Origin of the sequence: Lampropedia cohaerens (genome assembly GCF_001005215.1) — a bacterium.
In the GTDB taxonomy this organism is placed as follows: Bacteria; Pseudomonadota; Gammaproteobacteria; order Burkholderiales; family Burkholderiaceae_C; genus Lampropedia; species Lampropedia cohaerens.
In genome coordinates this window covers 1-13,977 of the sequence record NZ_LBNQ01000020.1, presented here as the reverse complement: position 1 = coordinate 13,977, position 13,977 = coordinate 1, and the positions used below count along the sequence as shown (strand labels likewise).

14 protein-coding genes are annotated in these 13,977 nt (G+C 63.0%); 4 read left to right on the top strand and 10 right to left on the bottom strand.

Going from position 1 to position 13,977, the window contains the following annotated elements; genetic code table 11:
• Nucleotides 1–32: 32 nt before the first annotated feature.
• The 8 genes from AAV94_RS05430 to leuB all read right to left on the bottom strand — a co-directional run bounded on the left by AAV94_RS05430 (nt 33) and on the right by leuB (nt 8,361).
• Nucleotides 33–995, bottom strand: coding sequence for an MlaD family protein (locus tag AAV94_RS05430; RefSeq protein ID WP_046741328.1), 963 nt, complete (start codon nt 993–995; stop codon nt 33–35).
• Nucleotides 996–1,007: 12 nt separating this feature from the next.
• Nucleotides 1,008–1,835: an ABC transporter ATP-binding protein gene (locus AAV94_RS05425; RefSeq protein ID WP_046741327.1), complete on the bottom strand. Its 828-nt coding sequence runs from the start codon at nt 1,833–1,835 to the stop codon at nt 1,008–1,010.
• A gap of 1 nt (nt 1,836) precedes the next feature.
• A complete protein-coding gene (locus AAV94_RS05420) occupies nt 1,837–2,976 on the bottom strand; it encodes an MlaE family ABC transporter permease (protein WP_407927305.1) in 1,140 nt (379 codons plus the stop codon).
• Between the two features lie 580 nt (nt 2,977–3,556).
• Nucleotides 3,557–4,876 carry a histidinol dehydrogenase gene (gene hisD, locus AAV94_RS05415; RefSeq protein WP_046741325.1) on the bottom strand — a complete coding sequence of 440 codons (1,320 nt, stop codon included), beginning with the start codon at nt 4,874–4,876 and terminating at the stop codon, nt 3,557–3,559.
• A 12-nt stretch (nt 4,877–4,888) separates the two neighbouring features.
• On the bottom strand, nt 4,889–5,539 hold the full coding sequence (gene hisG, locus AAV94_RS05410) for an ATP phosphoribosyltransferase (protein ID WP_046741324.1): 651 nt from the start codon (nt 5,537–5,539) through the stop codon (nt 4,889–4,891).
• A gap of 73 nt (nt 5,540–5,612) precedes the next feature.
• Nucleotides 5,613–6,578 (bottom strand): LysR family transcriptional regulator, encoded by a 966-nt coding sequence (locus AAV94_RS05405; protein WP_046741323.1) that lies wholly within the window; start codon nt 6,576–6,578, stop codon nt 5,613–5,615.
• A 7-nt stretch (nt 6,579–6,585) separates the two neighbouring features.
• The gene (locus tag AAV94_RS05400) at nt 6,586–7,230 is read right to left on the bottom strand and encodes an exopolysaccharide biosynthesis protein (protein ID WP_231731248.1); all 645 of its coding nucleotides are present in this window, start codon (nt 7,228–7,230) and stop codon (nt 6,586–6,588) included.
• Between the two features lie 63 nt (nt 7,231–7,293).
• Nucleotides 7,294–8,361: a 3-isopropylmalate dehydrogenase gene (gene leuB / locus AAV94_RS05395; RefSeq protein ID WP_046741322.1), complete on the bottom strand. Its 1,068-nt coding sequence runs from the start codon at nt 8,359–8,361 to the stop codon at nt 7,294–7,296.
• Between the two features lie 315 nt (nt 8,362–8,676).
• Here leuB and AAV94_RS05390 point away from each other — a divergent pair, with 315 nt between their 5' ends.
• From AAV94_RS05390 to murA, 4 genes are all read left to right on the top strand, one after another.
• The gene (locus AAV94_RS05390; RefSeq protein ID WP_046741321.1) at nt 8,677–9,621 is read left to right on the top strand and encodes an ABC transporter ATP-binding protein; all 945 of its coding nucleotides are present in this window, start codon (nt 8,677–8,679) and stop codon (nt 9,619–9,621) included.
• A gap of 23 nt (nt 9,622–9,644) precedes the next feature.
• Nucleotides 9,645–10,424 carry an ABC transporter permease gene (locus tag AAV94_RS05385; protein ID WP_046741320.1) on the top strand — a complete coding sequence of 260 codons (780 nt, stop codon included), beginning with the start codon at nt 9,645–9,647 and terminating at the stop codon, nt 10,422–10,424.
• A gap of 100 nt (nt 10,425–10,524) precedes the next feature.
• Entirely contained in the window at nt 10,525–10,770 is a 246-nt protein-coding gene (locus AAV94_RS05380; RefSeq protein ID WP_046741319.1) for a BolA family protein, read from the top strand.
• A gap of 22 nt (nt 10,771–10,792) precedes the next feature.
• Nucleotides 10,793–12,085: a UDP-N-acetylglucosamine 1-carboxyvinyltransferase gene (murA, locus tag AAV94_RS05375; protein ID WP_046741318.1), complete on the top strand. Its 1,293-nt coding sequence runs from the start codon at nt 10,793–10,795 to the stop codon at nt 12,083–12,085.
• 50 nt (nt 12,086–12,135) lie between these two features.
• On the opposite strand, the gene AAV94_RS05370 is transcribed toward murA, so the two are convergent.
• On the bottom strand, nt 12,136–12,546 hold the full coding sequence (locus AAV94_RS05370; protein ID WP_046741317.1) for a DoxX family protein: 411 nt from the start codon (nt 12,544–12,546) through the stop codon (nt 12,136–12,138).
• A 212-nt stretch (nt 12,547–12,758) separates the two neighbouring features.
• Nucleotides 12,759–13,909 (bottom strand): IS3 family transposase gene (locus AAV94_RS05365; RefSeq protein ID WP_407927304.1). Its coding sequence is split into 2 segments (ribosomal slippage): nt 12,759–13,663 and nt 13,663–13,909, totalling 1,152 coding nucleotides; the frame shifts between segments, so codons are not numbered across the junction.
• Nucleotides 13,910–13,977 lie beyond the last annotated feature (68 nt).

Sequence of the window (13,977 nt, the reverse complement as noted above, 5' to 3'; positions counted from 1 at the left end):
GTTTACGATCTTTTCATGCACCGCGCAGCCAATCAGCGCCCGGGAGCGACATAGCCGGGCTCGCCAGGACCAGGTCGGGAAGTATCGGGGCCGAAGATGAACGACTGCGGATTCTGCTCGATGCCTCGCGCCAGCCGGGACAACTCGCGCATGGCCGCGCTGATGTCCTCCAGTGTGCGCTGCACGCGCGGCAATGTGGCAAGGTTGATCTCGCTGGCGGCAGCGGCAAACGAGGCGCTGGCCTCGCCCAGTTGGTCCACCGGCCCGTTCTCGGCACCGACGCGCGCCGTCAGCTGGGCGATTTCCCGCGACATGGCATCAATGCTGTTGGCGGCGCGCTCCATCGCCTGCATGTTGCTGCCAAGTCCGCGGCTGACCGCGTCGATGGTCGGACGGATCTCCTCGGCCCAGCTGCGGTTGATGTTCTCCACCAGCGATGCGGTGTTCTGCGCCGCCGCACCGATGTTGGCCAATGTCGCCACAAAAACTTCACGGTTTTGCGCATCCAGCAATGCGTTGATGCTGGCCATGGTCTGGCGCACATCGCCGATCACCTCCGGCCCCATGGCCGCCAACTGGCTGAGATTTGACGGCCGCATGGCCAGCCGCTTGTAGCCCCGCGACGATTGGCCAAGATCAGGAATCGGTCTGGGCGCATCATCAAGATCGATATAGGCCAACCCGGTCACACCCTGATAACCGAGTGATGCGTAGGTCGTCGGCTGAACCGGGGTGTCCTCACTGACGGAGATACGGATCAACACATTCCCCTCGCGTTCATCGTCAAAGCCGATGTACTCCACCCGCCCAACGGCCACCCCCTTGTAGCGCACCGGTGCCTGTGGCTGCAGGCCTGTCACGGCCTGTGGTGTGGATAGTTCATACGTCGCGTAGCTGCCGCGATCGGCCGTCAGCCACACCGCAAGAATCCCGAGCACAACGATCAGCGAGAGCACGAACACTCCCGCAGCGACGGCGTGTGACTTGTTTTCCATCTCCTGCCCCTTCTACTGTGCCGCCTGCTGCGGCAGCGGCTGCATGGCACGGCGTCCGCGCTCACCGAGAAAAAAGGTCTCGATGAACGGATGCTTGAACTGCACCACCTCTTCAGGCGTGCCAACGACAATGACTTTCTTTTCCGCCAGCACGGCCACGCGCGTGCTGAGCGCATAGAGCGTATCCAGATCGTGCGTGACCATGATCACAGTCAGGCCCAGTTCGCGCTGCACGTCAAGCAGCAATGCACAGAACTCATCGGATCCCAGTGGGTCCAGGCCCGCCGTCGGCTCATCCAGCAGCAGCAGCGGCGGATCCATGATGAGCGCGCGCGCAAGCGCCACGCGCTTGATCATGCCCCCCGAGAGATCGGACGGCATGCGCAGCGCATGCTCGGGCTTGAGGCCCACCATTTGCAGCTTCACCAGTGCGGCGTCACGCACGACTTCCTCAGGAAGGCTGTCCTGTTCGCGCAACGCAAAGGCAATGTTGTCCAGCACGTTGAAGGCGGAGAACAGCGCACCGTGCTGAAACAGCATGCCCATGCGTGCCGACGCCCCCTCGGTGGGCAATGCGCTGGCCTCCTGCCCGTCGATGCGCACCGTGCCACGACTAGGCCGGGTCAAGCCCAGAATATGGCGCAACAGCACCGTCTTGCCGGTGCCGGAGCCTCCCACGATGGTGAGAATCTCGCCACGGCGCACCTCCAGGTCCAGATCCTGGTGCACGGAAAAGGCCTTCTCGCCCTGGCCGAACACTGTCCATAGCTTCTCGATGCGCACCAGCACATCGTCCTGGGCCTTCTGCGCATTGCCTTTCACGGGGTTGACAGCATCCATCTCAGAACCCCACATTGCGGAAGATGATGGCAAACACCGCATCGATGACGATCACCGCCGTGATCGACGTCACCACCGAAGCCGTCGTGCCATTGCCCAGGCTTTCGGTATTGGGCTGGACCCACAACCCCCAATGGCAGCCAATCAGCGCAATGGCCAAGCCAAACACCACGGACTTGGCCATGCCCAGCCAGAGATTGGCAATGTTGACGGCATCGGGCAGGCTCTCGAGAAAGTAGGCGGGCGAGACACCCAAGGCAAAGTCGGACGCCCAGATGCCGCCCAGCAACGCGGCCAGTGTGGTCCACAGACTGACCAGCGGCATCGCAATGGCCAGCGCCATCGCGCGCGGCAAGACCAGACGAAATCCGTGCGCAATGCCCATGACCCGCATCGCGTCCAGCTCCTCGTTGACACGCATGACACCGATCTGCGCAGTGATGGCAGAACCCGAGCGGCCCGCCACCAAAATGGCCGCCAGCAACGGGCCAAGTTCGCGCGTCAGCGAGATGCCCAGAATATTGACGATGAACGCATCGGCACCGAACTGGCGCAACTGCAATGCAAGCAGGTACGCGATGACTACGCCGATCAGAAACCCCACCAGCGCGGTAATGGGCAGGGCCTGCGCCCCCATGCGAAACAGATGCGCACTGAAATCGTGCCAGGGGCCACGCAGCGGCTGACGCACTACCTTCAGCATATCGATCAAAAGCTGCCCGACCAGCGCAAGCATCTTGAATGCGTGGGTCATCCCATTGAGGGAGAGCTGGCCGATCTTCTGGAAACCCTTGAGCCAGGTATCGTCAGGATCGGCCAGAGGATCCGTCGGCGTAAAGCGTGCAACCCGTTCAAGAATGGCACGCTGCGCCTGGCTGGCCTGCAGGTCAGCCGGCTCCCTGCCCCCCCAGGCATACCAGAGCAACTGGGCTGCGATATGGTCAAAACGCTCGGCCTGCGTCAAGTCCCATGCAGCGGGGGTTTGGGCCGCATTCCGCAACGTACCGCGCAGCTGCCGCCAGACCTTGCGGTCACTGAGCATTGCGGCATCCCAGCAGCCAAGCAGGCGCCACGGCGCCCCCTGCCCTTCGGCATCCCTTTCCAGACTGGGGTAGTGCTGCTGCAAAAGAAACCTCGTCAAGACAATACCAACTTCAAATGCCAGGTCCCTACCTATTCAGGACGGCCCGCGTCGCCGGCGCGGTAATGCGCTGGCAAGTGTAACCACGCTTGTGGATGTCAATTCGTCGCTGCGTCGACCAGCAGGCATCATGCCATGCGGGCAATAAAGCTTAGGTAGGAAACGGCCCAACACGAAGCACCGCACAGGACAAAAAGATCGTGAGCCGCGTGCCGAAGCCGGGCTCGCATACCCAAACAGGGGAAACTACCAATACCCATCACGGTGCATGACGCCTACATTAAGTGCACTCGCAGCGCAAAACCTACCGGTTCTGTCGCTGACTGAGAAGGCCGAGGAGACATCAAGCCAGCCCGGCACGTACCGGCGGCAACTGCATAAAACCTATAACCAGCGGTATCCAAGAACAAGCATTGAAAAGGCACCTTCATGGTGCCTCTTTTTTTGCCCGCTCGCTGTGTTGTGCCTGAAACCTTGCGCCGACGCCTCCGTTGCCCGAACGCCTGCTGACACCGCTGGCAGGCACCACCCATGCATCAACGCCCTGGCAGGAGACGGACCGCGGCAATAGCTCGCCGATTCAGCGCCGTAGCCGCAGCAGCGCTGCCTGGCCATGCGCGTGCAGGCCTTCACCTTCAGCGAGGACATGGGCAATGCGCCCCAGTTGCTGTGCGCCCGATTCGCTAACTTCGATGATGGAGCTGCGTTTCTGAAAATCCATCACACCCAGCGGGGACGAAAACCGCGCAGTGCCACTGGTGGGCAGCACATGGTTGGGGCCGGCGCAGTAGTCGCCCAGCGACTCGCTGGTGTAGGCACCCAGGAAGATTGCGCCTGCATGGCGCAGCAGCGGTTCCCATTTGTGAGGATCGCTGCTGGAGACCTCCAGGTGCTCAGGCGCGATGCGGTTGGCGATCTCGCACGCTTGTGCCATGTCGCGCGTGTGGATCAGCGCACCGCGTCCATTCAGGCTCTTGGCGATGATCGCCGCGCGTGGCTGCTCGGGCAGCAGCCGGTCAATGGCCTGCTGCACCGCATCCAGATAGGCGGCATCGGGGCTGAGCAGAATGCTTTGCGCGAGCTCATCATGCTCGGCCTGGCTGAACAGGTCCATCGCCACCCAGTCGGCCGGGGTCGTCCCATCGGCCAGCACCAGGATCTCGCTGGGGCCGGCAATCATGTCGATGCCCACCAGCCCGAAAACACGCTTTTTGGCGCTGGCCACATAGGCGTTGCCTGGCCCGGTGATCTTGTCCACTTTGGGAACGCTCTGCGTGCCATAGGCCAGTGCAGCCACCGCCTGCGCACCGCCAATGGTGAAGGCCCGGCTGACGCCTGCAACGTAGGCTGCTGCCAGCACCAGCGGATTTCTCTCGCCACCGGGGGTTGGTACGACCATGATGATCTCACCAACGCCTGCGACCTGCGCCGGAATGGCATTCATCAGCACGCTGGAAGGGTAAGCCGCCTTGCCTCCTGGCACGTAGATGCCGACACGGTCAAGTGGCGTCACCTTCTGCCCCAGCAGGCTGCCGTCGGCATCGCGGTACGACCATCCTTGACCAGATGCCTTCTTCTGTGCTTCATGGTAGGTGCGAATGCGCGTTGCTGCTTGCTGCAACGCCTCGCGCTGTGCTTCGGGCAAGTGCTCAAAAGCTGCCTGCAGTTCATCCTGCGCCAGTTCCAGCGCTTGCATGGTCGGCGCGCTCAACCCGTCAAAGCGCTCCGTCAGCCGCAGCACGGCGGCATCGCCTTCGTGCTGGACCTCCTGCAGAATCTCGGCCACGCGTTGCTCGATCTGCGCATCGGTATCAGCCGACCAATGCAGCCTCTGCTGAAACAGGGCTTCAAAGTCAGGCTGCGTCGTGGAGAGCCGCAGGGGCTTGGCTTGCAATGTCATGGGCAGCGAAAATCAGACGAGGGCTTCGGGATGGCAGGCGCGGGCGAATACGTCCATGAGATGGCGCAGCGGCAGCTGCTTCAGGCGCAACGCAGCTTGATTGACCACCAGCTGGGAGCTGATCGGCATGATCTGCTCGACTTCCACCAGGTTGTTGGCGCGCAGCGTATTGCCGGTCGAAACCAGATCAACGATGGCGTCGGCCATCCCCGTCAACGGCGCCAGTTCCATACTGCCGTAGAGCTTGACCAGATCCACGTGCACGCCCTTGCGCGCAAAGAATTCGCGGGCAATGGCCGGATACTTGGTCGCCACGCGCAGCCGCGCACCCTGACGCACGGCGTGTGCGTAGTCGAACCCGGCCGGCACGGCCACGCTGACGTGGCATTTGGCAATCTGCAGATCCAGCGGCTGGTACAGCCCTTGGCCGCCGTGCTCGATCAGCACGTCCTTGCCAGCCACGCCGATGTCGGCACCGCCGAACTGGACATAGGTTGGCACATCGCTGGCGCGCACCAGCACCACGCGCAGCTCCGGCTGGTTGGTCGGCAGGATGAGCTTGCGGGATTTCTCCGGGTCCTCCAGCACTTGGATGCCGGCTTCGGCCAGCAGAGGCAGGGTCTCGTCGAAGATGCGCCCCTTGGAGAGGGCCAGTGTGATCATGCGGTTCTTTGCAATGGTGGTGAGGCCGGCAGCAGCGTGAAGGCCGGGCACTGCGGTCAGGCAAGCGGGCATTTTACGCCCGCTTGCCGGCCTTGCGCTCCATGTCCGCAAAGGCGGGCAGATCGCTCACGCGCGTCCACGGCACGTGCTCGAACAGTTCGGACAGCAGATTCACGACGGCGCGCACCTTCTGCGGCAGCTGCTTGCGGCTGGGATAGACCGCGTACATGCCCAGTTCGGGAAATGCGTAATCCAGCAGCAGCGGCTGTAGCCGGCCCTCGCGCAGATCGTCGCCGATCAGAAAATCCGGCTGGAGCACGATGCCGCCATCAGCCAGCGCAATCTGACGGCACGGATCGCCACTGTTGCTGAAGACGCGGCATTTGAGGCGCAGGCGCACGGGGTCCGAACCATCGCGAGGCGTGAAGGTCCACTCGTCGCGTCCCGGTCCCGTCCAGTTACGGTAAGCGATGATCTGATGGCGCAGCAAGTCCACCGGTGTCTGCGGCGTACCGTGCCGGGCCAGATAGCCAGGTGAGGCAGCCAGCACCACGTTGGTGGTGGCAAAGCGCCGACTAACCAGCGAAGAATCAGCCAGCTCGCCGATGCGCACGGCCAGGTCTACGCCCTCGTCGATCAGATCCACCACGCGATCGGTCAGCGTCAGATCGACCTCGATCTTCGGGTAGCGGTGCAGCACCTCGCGCCACACCGGCCCCATGTAGCGCACGGCAAACGAAACGGGGGCATTGATCCGCACCGTACCGGAGGGCTCCAGCACGCGGGACGTGGCCTCGGCCTCCGCCGCCTCGATCGCCGCCAGAATTTCCTTGCAGTGGTGGTAGAAGCCGTTGCCCTCCTCGGTCAGCGACAGGCGCCGGGTGGTGCGCTGCAGCAGCCGCACCCCCAGGCGCCGCTCCAGCGCATCGACATGGCGCGATACCGCCGCCTTGGACATTGCCAGCGCATCGCCCGCGCGCACGAAGCTGCCCGCATCGACGACGGCAACAAACACTTCCATCTCCAGCGCGCGGTTCATTGCCTGCTCAGCCGAGAAAATGCGCGCCAGTCTTCCATGCCGCCCAGCCCAGTGCGCCAAAGTAGACCACGGTGCCAAGCGTCATGAGATAGCCGCCCAGCACCAGCAGACCGTCACGCTGCGAGGTCCCCAGCGCCAGCAGCAGGATGGCCACGCCCGGCAGGGTGTTGGAAAACGGCACAAAGCTCAGCGGCAGCATCAGCAGCACCGCTGCGAACATGATGACCAGGCCATTGAGATTATCCATGGCACCGCCGGTGAGCGCTCGCATGCGCTGCGGACGCAACCATCGGTCCATCTTGCGCAGCACGGCTACACCGCGCTGCAGCACGGGCTTGAGCTTGGCGGCATCAAGCTGGCGATCCGCCACGAAGGCAGGCATCCACGGCAGTCGCCCCACACTGATGGCCACGGCAATCAGCAAGATCGCCAGTCCGAACACGGTGGAGACGCCGGGAATCGACACCGGGAACAGGAACGGTAGCGTCAGCAGCGCGCACAGCATCAGCAACCCCTGTTCGCCAAGCAGCGCCATCAGTTCGCGCACGGTAAAGAAGGGCTTGTCCATGCGCGCGAGCAGGTGCGCGATGACCTCGCTGGCAGACAGTTCGTCCGCTGCTGCGGGTGAGGAGCCGGAGGGAGTAGGTGTCACGCGGGCAATCTGCTGATGAGAAAACGCTCGGATACGGGCAATGGTCAGAAACCGCTCGGGCGCTCAGAGCGCCGCCACCACGGCATCCCCCATCTCCACGGTCCCGACCTTGCGGGTGCCTTCACTGTAAATGTCGGCCGTACGCAACCCGCTGGCCAGCACCTTCTTGACGGCCCGCTCAATGCGATCGGCCGCCTCAGGCTTCCCAAGCGAATAGCGCAGCATCATCGCTGCCGAAAGAATTGTTGCCAGCGGATTCGCAATACCCTTGCCGGCGATGTCCGGCGCACTGCCGTGGCTGGGCTCGTACAGCCCCTGATTCTTCGCATTCAGGCTGGCCGAGGGCAGCATGCCGATGGAGCCGGTCAGCATCGCCGCCTCGTCGCTGAGGATGTCTCCGAACATGTTGCCTGTGACCAGCACGTCAATGTTCTTGGGCGCCTTGACCAGCTGCATGGCGGCGTTGTCGACATACATGTGCTCCAGCGTCACGTCCGGATACTGCTTGTGCACCTCGTTCATCACGTCGCGCCAGAACTGGAAGGTCTCCAGCACGTTGGCCTTGTCCACCGACAGCAGCTTCTTGCCGCGCTTTTGTGCCGCCTGAAAGGCCACATGGGCGATGCGCTCAATCTCCGGGCGTGCGTAGCGCATGGTGTCAAAGGCTTCGTCGGCACCAGGAAAGTGCCCGTCGCTGGCGGTGCGCCGCCCGCGCGGCTGGCCGAAGTAGATGTCGCCAGTCAGCTCGCGAATGATGAGGATGTCCAGCCCGGCCACCAGTTCGGGCTTGAGGCTGGAGGCATGCGTGAGCTGTTCGTAGCAGATGGCCGGGCGGAAGTTGGCGAACAAGCCCAGCTCCTTGCGCAAGCCAAGAATGGCCTGCTCCGGGCGCAAGTGGCGTTCCAGATTGTCGTACTGAAAGTCCCCTACCGCGCCAAACAGCACGGCGTCCGCTTGCTTGGCGAGCTTGAGCGTCGCATCCGGCAGCGGATGGCCATGGGCAGCGTAGGCCACACCGCCGACGTCGGCAAACTCCATTTCAAAGGAAAGGTCCAGGGCCTTGAGCACCTTGACAGCCTCGGTGACGATTTCGCGACCGATGCCGTCGCCGGGGAGAATGGCAATTTTCATGAGCGTCTCAATTATTGGAATGCAAACGCCAGCAAGCGGCAAAGCCGCAGCGCGCTAGCCAGTGCGTGCATTGTATCGGTCCACCGCAGCCTTACCGGCACGGCCAGCGCGCTGGCGCGTGCGCGCCTACAATCTGCGCTTCCCACGATATACCTCGGCCTTGCTGATGGGGACAGCCCCTGTTGCACCGCCAAATCTGGCCGGGCCCTGCAAGGCCTGCACCGCGCGTACGCACGCTTCGCGCCGTGCCACAGAGCCCGATTTCGCGCAGCTGCGCGGGTTACCCCAAGCCACCTCACGGCCTCTCCGACTGCCATGCCCAAACCTGCCGTCTCCTTTCAGTCCGTCAGCAAGATCTACCCTACCGCCCAGGGCGGATTCAAGGCGCTGCACGAGGTCAGCCTGGATATCCGCGAAGGCGAATTTCTCGGGCTGCTCGGCCCCAATGGAGCCGGCAAGACGTCACTGATTGCGATCCTGGCCGGCCTGGCCACGGCGACCTCCGGCACCGTGAAGGTACAGGGCTACGACGTGCGCAAGGACTACGCGCAAACCCGCCAGCGGCTGGGCATCGTGCCCCAGGAGCTGGTTTACGACCCTTTCTTCACAGTGCGCGAGATGCTGCGCTTTCAGTCAGGCTACTTTGGCATCAAAGGCAATGACGCCTGGATCGACGAGCTGCTGCACGAGCTGGGGCTTGCCGACAAGGCCGAGGCCAATATGCGCCAGCTCTCTGGCGGCATGAAGCGGCGCGTGCTGGTAGCGCAGGCGTTGGTGCATCGCCCGCCGATCATCGTACTGGACGAACCGACCGCCGGCGTCGATGTCGAGCTGCGTCAGACACTGTGGCACTTCATCGACCGCCTCAACCGGGAGGGTCACACCGTGCTGCTGACCACGCACTACCTGGAGGAAGCCGAAGCACTGTGCCACCGCATCGCCATGCTCAAGCGTGGCCGTATCGTCGCGCTGGAGGACACAACGACGCTGCTCAGTAGCGCCAGCCACAGCGTGCTGCAGTTCAAGACCGACGACGCCCTGCCCGATACGCTGGCCAGCCAGGCACGCGTGACCGGGCGCGTGGTGCAGATCCCCGCTCGCGAGGCAGGCGACGTCGAGCGCCTGCTGGCCGCGTTGCGCGAAGCGGGCGTGAAGGTGCAGGACATGGAGATCCGCCGCGCCGACCTGGAAGACGTGTTCGTAGCCATCATGGGAGACGACGCCGCGCCCCAGGCAACCTCCGCACCCGCTTCCCGATGACCCCTCCCCTCTCTGTACGCCCCATGCAACCGCAATCCCACTCCTCCTCACACGGCTGGCAGATGCTGTTCATCAAGGAGGTCAAGCGCTTTTGGCGCGTGGCCTTCCAGACCATCGCTGCGCCGGTACTCACCGCCCTGCTCTATCTGATGATCTTCAGCCATGTTTTGGACGGCCGCGTGACCGTCTACGGCGCGCTGAGCTACACAAGCTTTCTCGTGCCCGGGCTGGTCATGATGAGCGTGCTGCAAAACGCGTTTGCCAACAGCTCCTCCAGCCTGATCCAAAGCAAGATCACCGGCAACCTGATCTTTTTGCTGCTCACGCCGCTGTCGCACCGCGACTGGTACATCGCGTTCGTTGGCTCCTCCATCGTGCGCGGCATTGCCGTGGGCGTGGGTGTGATGCTGATCACCATGTTCTTCGCCCGGCTGCACCTGGCGCACCCGGTCTGGGCACTTCTATTTGCGATTGTCGGCGCAGGCCTGCTGGGGACCCTGGGCGTGATCGCCGGGCTGTGGGCCGACAAGTTCGACCAGCTCGCGGCGTTCCAGAACTTTCTCATCATGCCGATGACATTCCTCTCAGGCGTGTTCTATTCCATCCATTCCCTGCCGCCGCTGTGGCAATTCGTCAGCCATCTCAATCCGTTCTTCTACATGATCGACGGCTTTCGCTATGGCTTTCTCGGCCAGAGCGACTTCTCGCCGTGGCTGAGCCTGAGCATCACGGCGGCAGCCTGGGCCATTGCCAGCTGGCTGGCGCTGCATCTTCTCAAGATCGGCTACAAGATCCGCAGCTGAGTGCGCCAGGCAACGCAGCTTGGCTACACTTCACGCCACGCGAGTCCTGGCCGGGACTGCCCTATGACACCTTGATCGACGGCCTCACGCCGCACTCCCCATGACCGCCGAAGAACTTCAGCAACTGATCCAGCAAGGGCTGGACTGTCATCACATCGAACTGCAGGGCGACGGTCGCCACTGGTTCGCCACCATCGTCTCGCCGGACTTCGAAGGTCTGCGCCTCATCCAGCGCCACCAGAAAGTCTACGCCACGCTGGGCCAGCGCATGCACACCGACGAAGTGCACGCACTGTCGATGAAAACCTTCACGCCACAGGAGTGGCAGGCCAATGCCTCGCATTGAGCACACCGCAAGCGCATCTGCTATGGATCAACTGAAAATACTCGGCGGCCGCCCGCTCAATGGCGAGGTCCCCATCTCCGGCGCCAAGAACGCGGCGCTGCCGCTGCTGTGCGCGGCACTGCTGACCGACCAGCCCGTGACGCTGCGCAACGTACCGCGCCTGCAGGACGTGCGCACCATGCTCGATCTGCTGGCCTACATCGGCGTGCAGACCCGGCATGACGAGTACGGCGCGGTGCATCTGCACGCCGACCGGCTCGGCGAACCGGAAGCGCCCTATGAGCTGGTGCGCAGCATGCGCGCCTCCATCCTTGCACTGGGGCCACTGATGGCGCGCATTGGCTATGCCAAGGTCGCCCTGCCCGGCGGCTGCGCCATCGGCTCGCGCCCGGTCGACCAGCACATCCGCGGCCTGCAGGCCATGGGCGCTCAGACCCTGGTCGAGCACGGCAACATCATCGCCACCTTGCCGCGCGGTGCCAGCCGCCTCAAGGGCGCGCGCATCACCACGGAAATGGTCACGGTCACCGGCACCGAAAACCTGCTCATGGCCGCGGTCCTGGCCGAAGGCGAGACTGTGCTGACCAACGCCGCGCAGGAGCCGGAAATCGTGGATCTGGCCGAGATGCTGATTGCCATGGGCGCGCACATCGAAGGCCATGGCACCAGCACCATCCACATCGAAGGGGTTCAGGCCCTGCACGGCTGCGACCATGCCGTCGTTGCCGACCGCATCGAGGCCGGCACGTTCCTGTGCGCAGTCGCTGCTACCGGCGGGGACGTGTTTTTGCGCCATGCGCGTGGCGAACATCTGCAGGCGGTCATCGACAAACTGCGCGCACTGGGTGCTGACATCTCCTGCAACGGCGATGGCGTGCGCATCCAAAGCCCTGGCGCGGCCTCCGGCAAACTGCAGGCGCAGAGCTTTCGCACCACGGAGTATCCGGGCTTTCCCACCGACATGCAGGCGCAGTTCATGGCGCTCAACTGCGTCGCGCACGGCACCTCGACGATCACGGAAAACATTTTCGAGAACCGCTTCATGCATGTGGGCGAGCTCGCACGCCTGGGCGCCAACATCCAGGCCGACGGGCGCGTCGCCGTGGTCGAGGGCGGCGCGCAGCTGACCGGCGCAGCGGTCAGCTCCACCGACCTGCGCGCCTCCGCGTGCCTCGTCATCGCCGGTCTGGTCGCCAGCGGCGAGACGCTGGTGGGGGAGCTGCAACATCTGGACCGCGGCTACGACGGCATCGAAGTCAAGCTGCGCGGTCTGGGTGCGGACATTGCACGCATCCCCTGCCAGAGGGCGCAGTAGAAGCCTCCCTTCCGCGGTAGCGGCGGCGCGTGCGAGCCGCCGACAACGGCTCAGCGCGAGCGCAGCGTCCAGCGGCCATCGCCAATCAGAAACAGCACCACCAGCAGTGCGGCCCAGACCGCGGGGTACTCCCAGCCACCTCCTGGATTACCGAATCCGAAGCCATTGGCACCGTGCACCGTGACAATCGTGCCCAGCAGCAACGGGACCCCCAATAATCCGAACCATCGAGCATAGAAACCTACGATCAACGCCGCGGCGATAACAAGCTCAGCCGCCATCGTGATGTAGGCCAATGGCCCCGGCAATCCCAATGACTGAAAGAACGCAGCCGTACCGGCCGGTGTGAACACCACCAGCTTGATCGCGACGTGCACGAGAAACAAACCGCCAAGCATGATGCGGAGCAAGGCCGCGCCATAAGACGCCGTGGGCTGCAGAGCCCGTGAAGAAGAACGCATGAAAAACTCCCGTTGACTGAAGCCCTGCCGATCAGCGCCATCATTACCGGCAGTCTATTAAACATTTATTCCGGCACAAATAATAAAAATATAAAATAATTGATCCTATATTCGGCACAATCAACTTCGCCAGGCAGGCTTGTGCTGCCACCCTGCCGCCGCAGCCAATCCGCACTTCAGCAACGTTGACCTGCCCCCTCCAGCCATACCAATCAGTTGGAGAGAGGTCCAAGGGTATGTAGGTTAACTGATCCTGCCTCGGTGGTTGATGGGTTGGGATTGCGGTGTTTGGCGGCGAACTCAGCCGGAGAAATCCGGCCAATCGTTCCGTGCGGTCGGACCTCGTTGTAGTCCTGGCGCCAGATGGCGATGACCTCGCGGGCTTGGGCCAGGGATTCGAACCAGTTCTCATTGAGGCATTCATCCCTGAACTTGCCGTTGAAGCTCTCGATGTAGGCGTTTTGAGTTGGCTTGCCTGGCTGAATCAGGATGTGCTGTATGCCTCGTGTCTGCATCCAGGCTATGAATGCTCGGCATGTGAACTCTGGGCCGTTGTCGGTCCTGATGGCCTCTGGGTAGCCCCTGAATCTTGCAGCCCGCTCGAGGATGCGAGCGACGTATGCCCCAGGCATGGAAAGGTCCACAGCGATGTCGACGCACTCATGGGTGAAGTCATCGGCGATAGTCAGGCATTTGATGCGGCGCCCGTTGGACAGCGAGTCGCTGACAAAGTCCAGGCTCCAGGTTTGATTGACCCGGGCAGCGGCCACCAAAGGCGTGCGCTCACCACGGTACTTCTTGCCCTTGTTGCGCTTACGAACGGCCAAGCCTTGCTCGCGATACAGGCGAAACACCTTCTTGTGATTGGTGCCTGGAAACTCTTTGCGCAGCATGTCGTGCACACGACGATACCCAAAGCGCCGGCGCTCCATGGCCACTGCATGAATGCGTTCGTTCAGACGCATCGTGTGCTCATCGAGCTGCGGTGGATGGCGCCAGGCGTCGCGCGACAGCCCCACAAGACGGCAAGCCCTGCGCTCGGAGATCTGGGTCTGCTCCAGCATCCTGGCGATGACCTTGCGCTTGTCTTGCGGGGCTAGCGCTTTACCCCGAAGCCGACCTTGAGCGCCTCAAGGTCGAGATGAGCTTCTGCCAGCAACTTCTTGAGCCTGGAGTTCTCGACCTCCAGGTCCTTCAGGCGCCGGGCCTCATCGGCTTCCATGCCGCCGTACTTGCTTCGCCACTTGTAGAACGTGGGCTCGCTGAACCCACCTTGACGGCAGACCTCCTTGACCGGCAGGCCTGACTCGGCCTGCTTCAAGAACCCAATGATCTGCTGCTCGGTAAATCGACTCTTCCTCATGTCCGTCATTCTCCAAGTTGACGGACCTCACTTCCATTCGATTGGTACGGCTGTGAGGGGGCAGGTCA

Bases quoted from the DNA above. Each gene is read 5' to 3' on its own strand.
- AAV94_RS05430 (WP_046741328.1), bottom strand. From the start codon at position 995: ATGGAAAACAAGTCACACGCCGTCGCTGCGGGAGTGTTCGTGCTCTCG.
- AAV94_RS05425 (WP_046741327.1), bottom strand. From the start codon at position 1,835: ATGGATGCTGTCAACCCCGTGAAAGGCAATGCGCAGAAGGCCCAGGAC.
- hisD (WP_046741325.1), bottom strand. From the start codon at position 4,876: ATGACATTGCAAGCCAAGCCCCTGCGGCTCTCCACGACGCAGCCTGAC.
- hisG (WP_046741324.1), bottom strand. From the start codon at position 5,539: ATGATCACACTGGCCCTCTCCAAGGGGCGCATCTTCGACGAGACCCTG.
- AAV94_RS05405 (WP_046741323.1), bottom strand. From the start codon at position 6,578: ATGAACCGCGCGCTGGAGATGGAAGTGTTTGTTGCCGTCGTCGATGCG.
- leuB (WP_046741322.1), bottom strand. From the start codon at position 8,361: ATGAAAATTGCCATTCTCCCCGGCGACGGCATCGGTCGCGAAATCGTC.
- AAV94_RS05390 (WP_046741321.1), top strand. From the start codon at position 8,677: ATGCCCAAACCTGCCGTCTCCTTTCAGTCCGTCAGCAAGATCTACCCT.
- AAV94_RS05385 (WP_046741320.1), top strand. From the start codon at position 9,645: ATGCAACCGCAATCCCACTCCTCCTCACACGGCTGGCAGATGCTGTTC.
- AAV94_RS05380 (WP_046741319.1), top strand. From the start codon at position 10,525: ATGACCGCCGAAGAACTTCAGCAACTGATCCAGCAAGGGCTGGACTGT.
- murA (WP_046741318.1), top strand. From the start codon at position 10,793: ATGGATCAACTGAAAATACTCGGCGGCCGCCCGCTCAATGGCGAGGTC.
- AAV94_RS05370 (WP_046741317.1), bottom strand. From the start codon at position 12,546: ATGCGTTCTTCTTCACGGGCTCTGCAGCCCACGGCGTCTTATGGCGCG.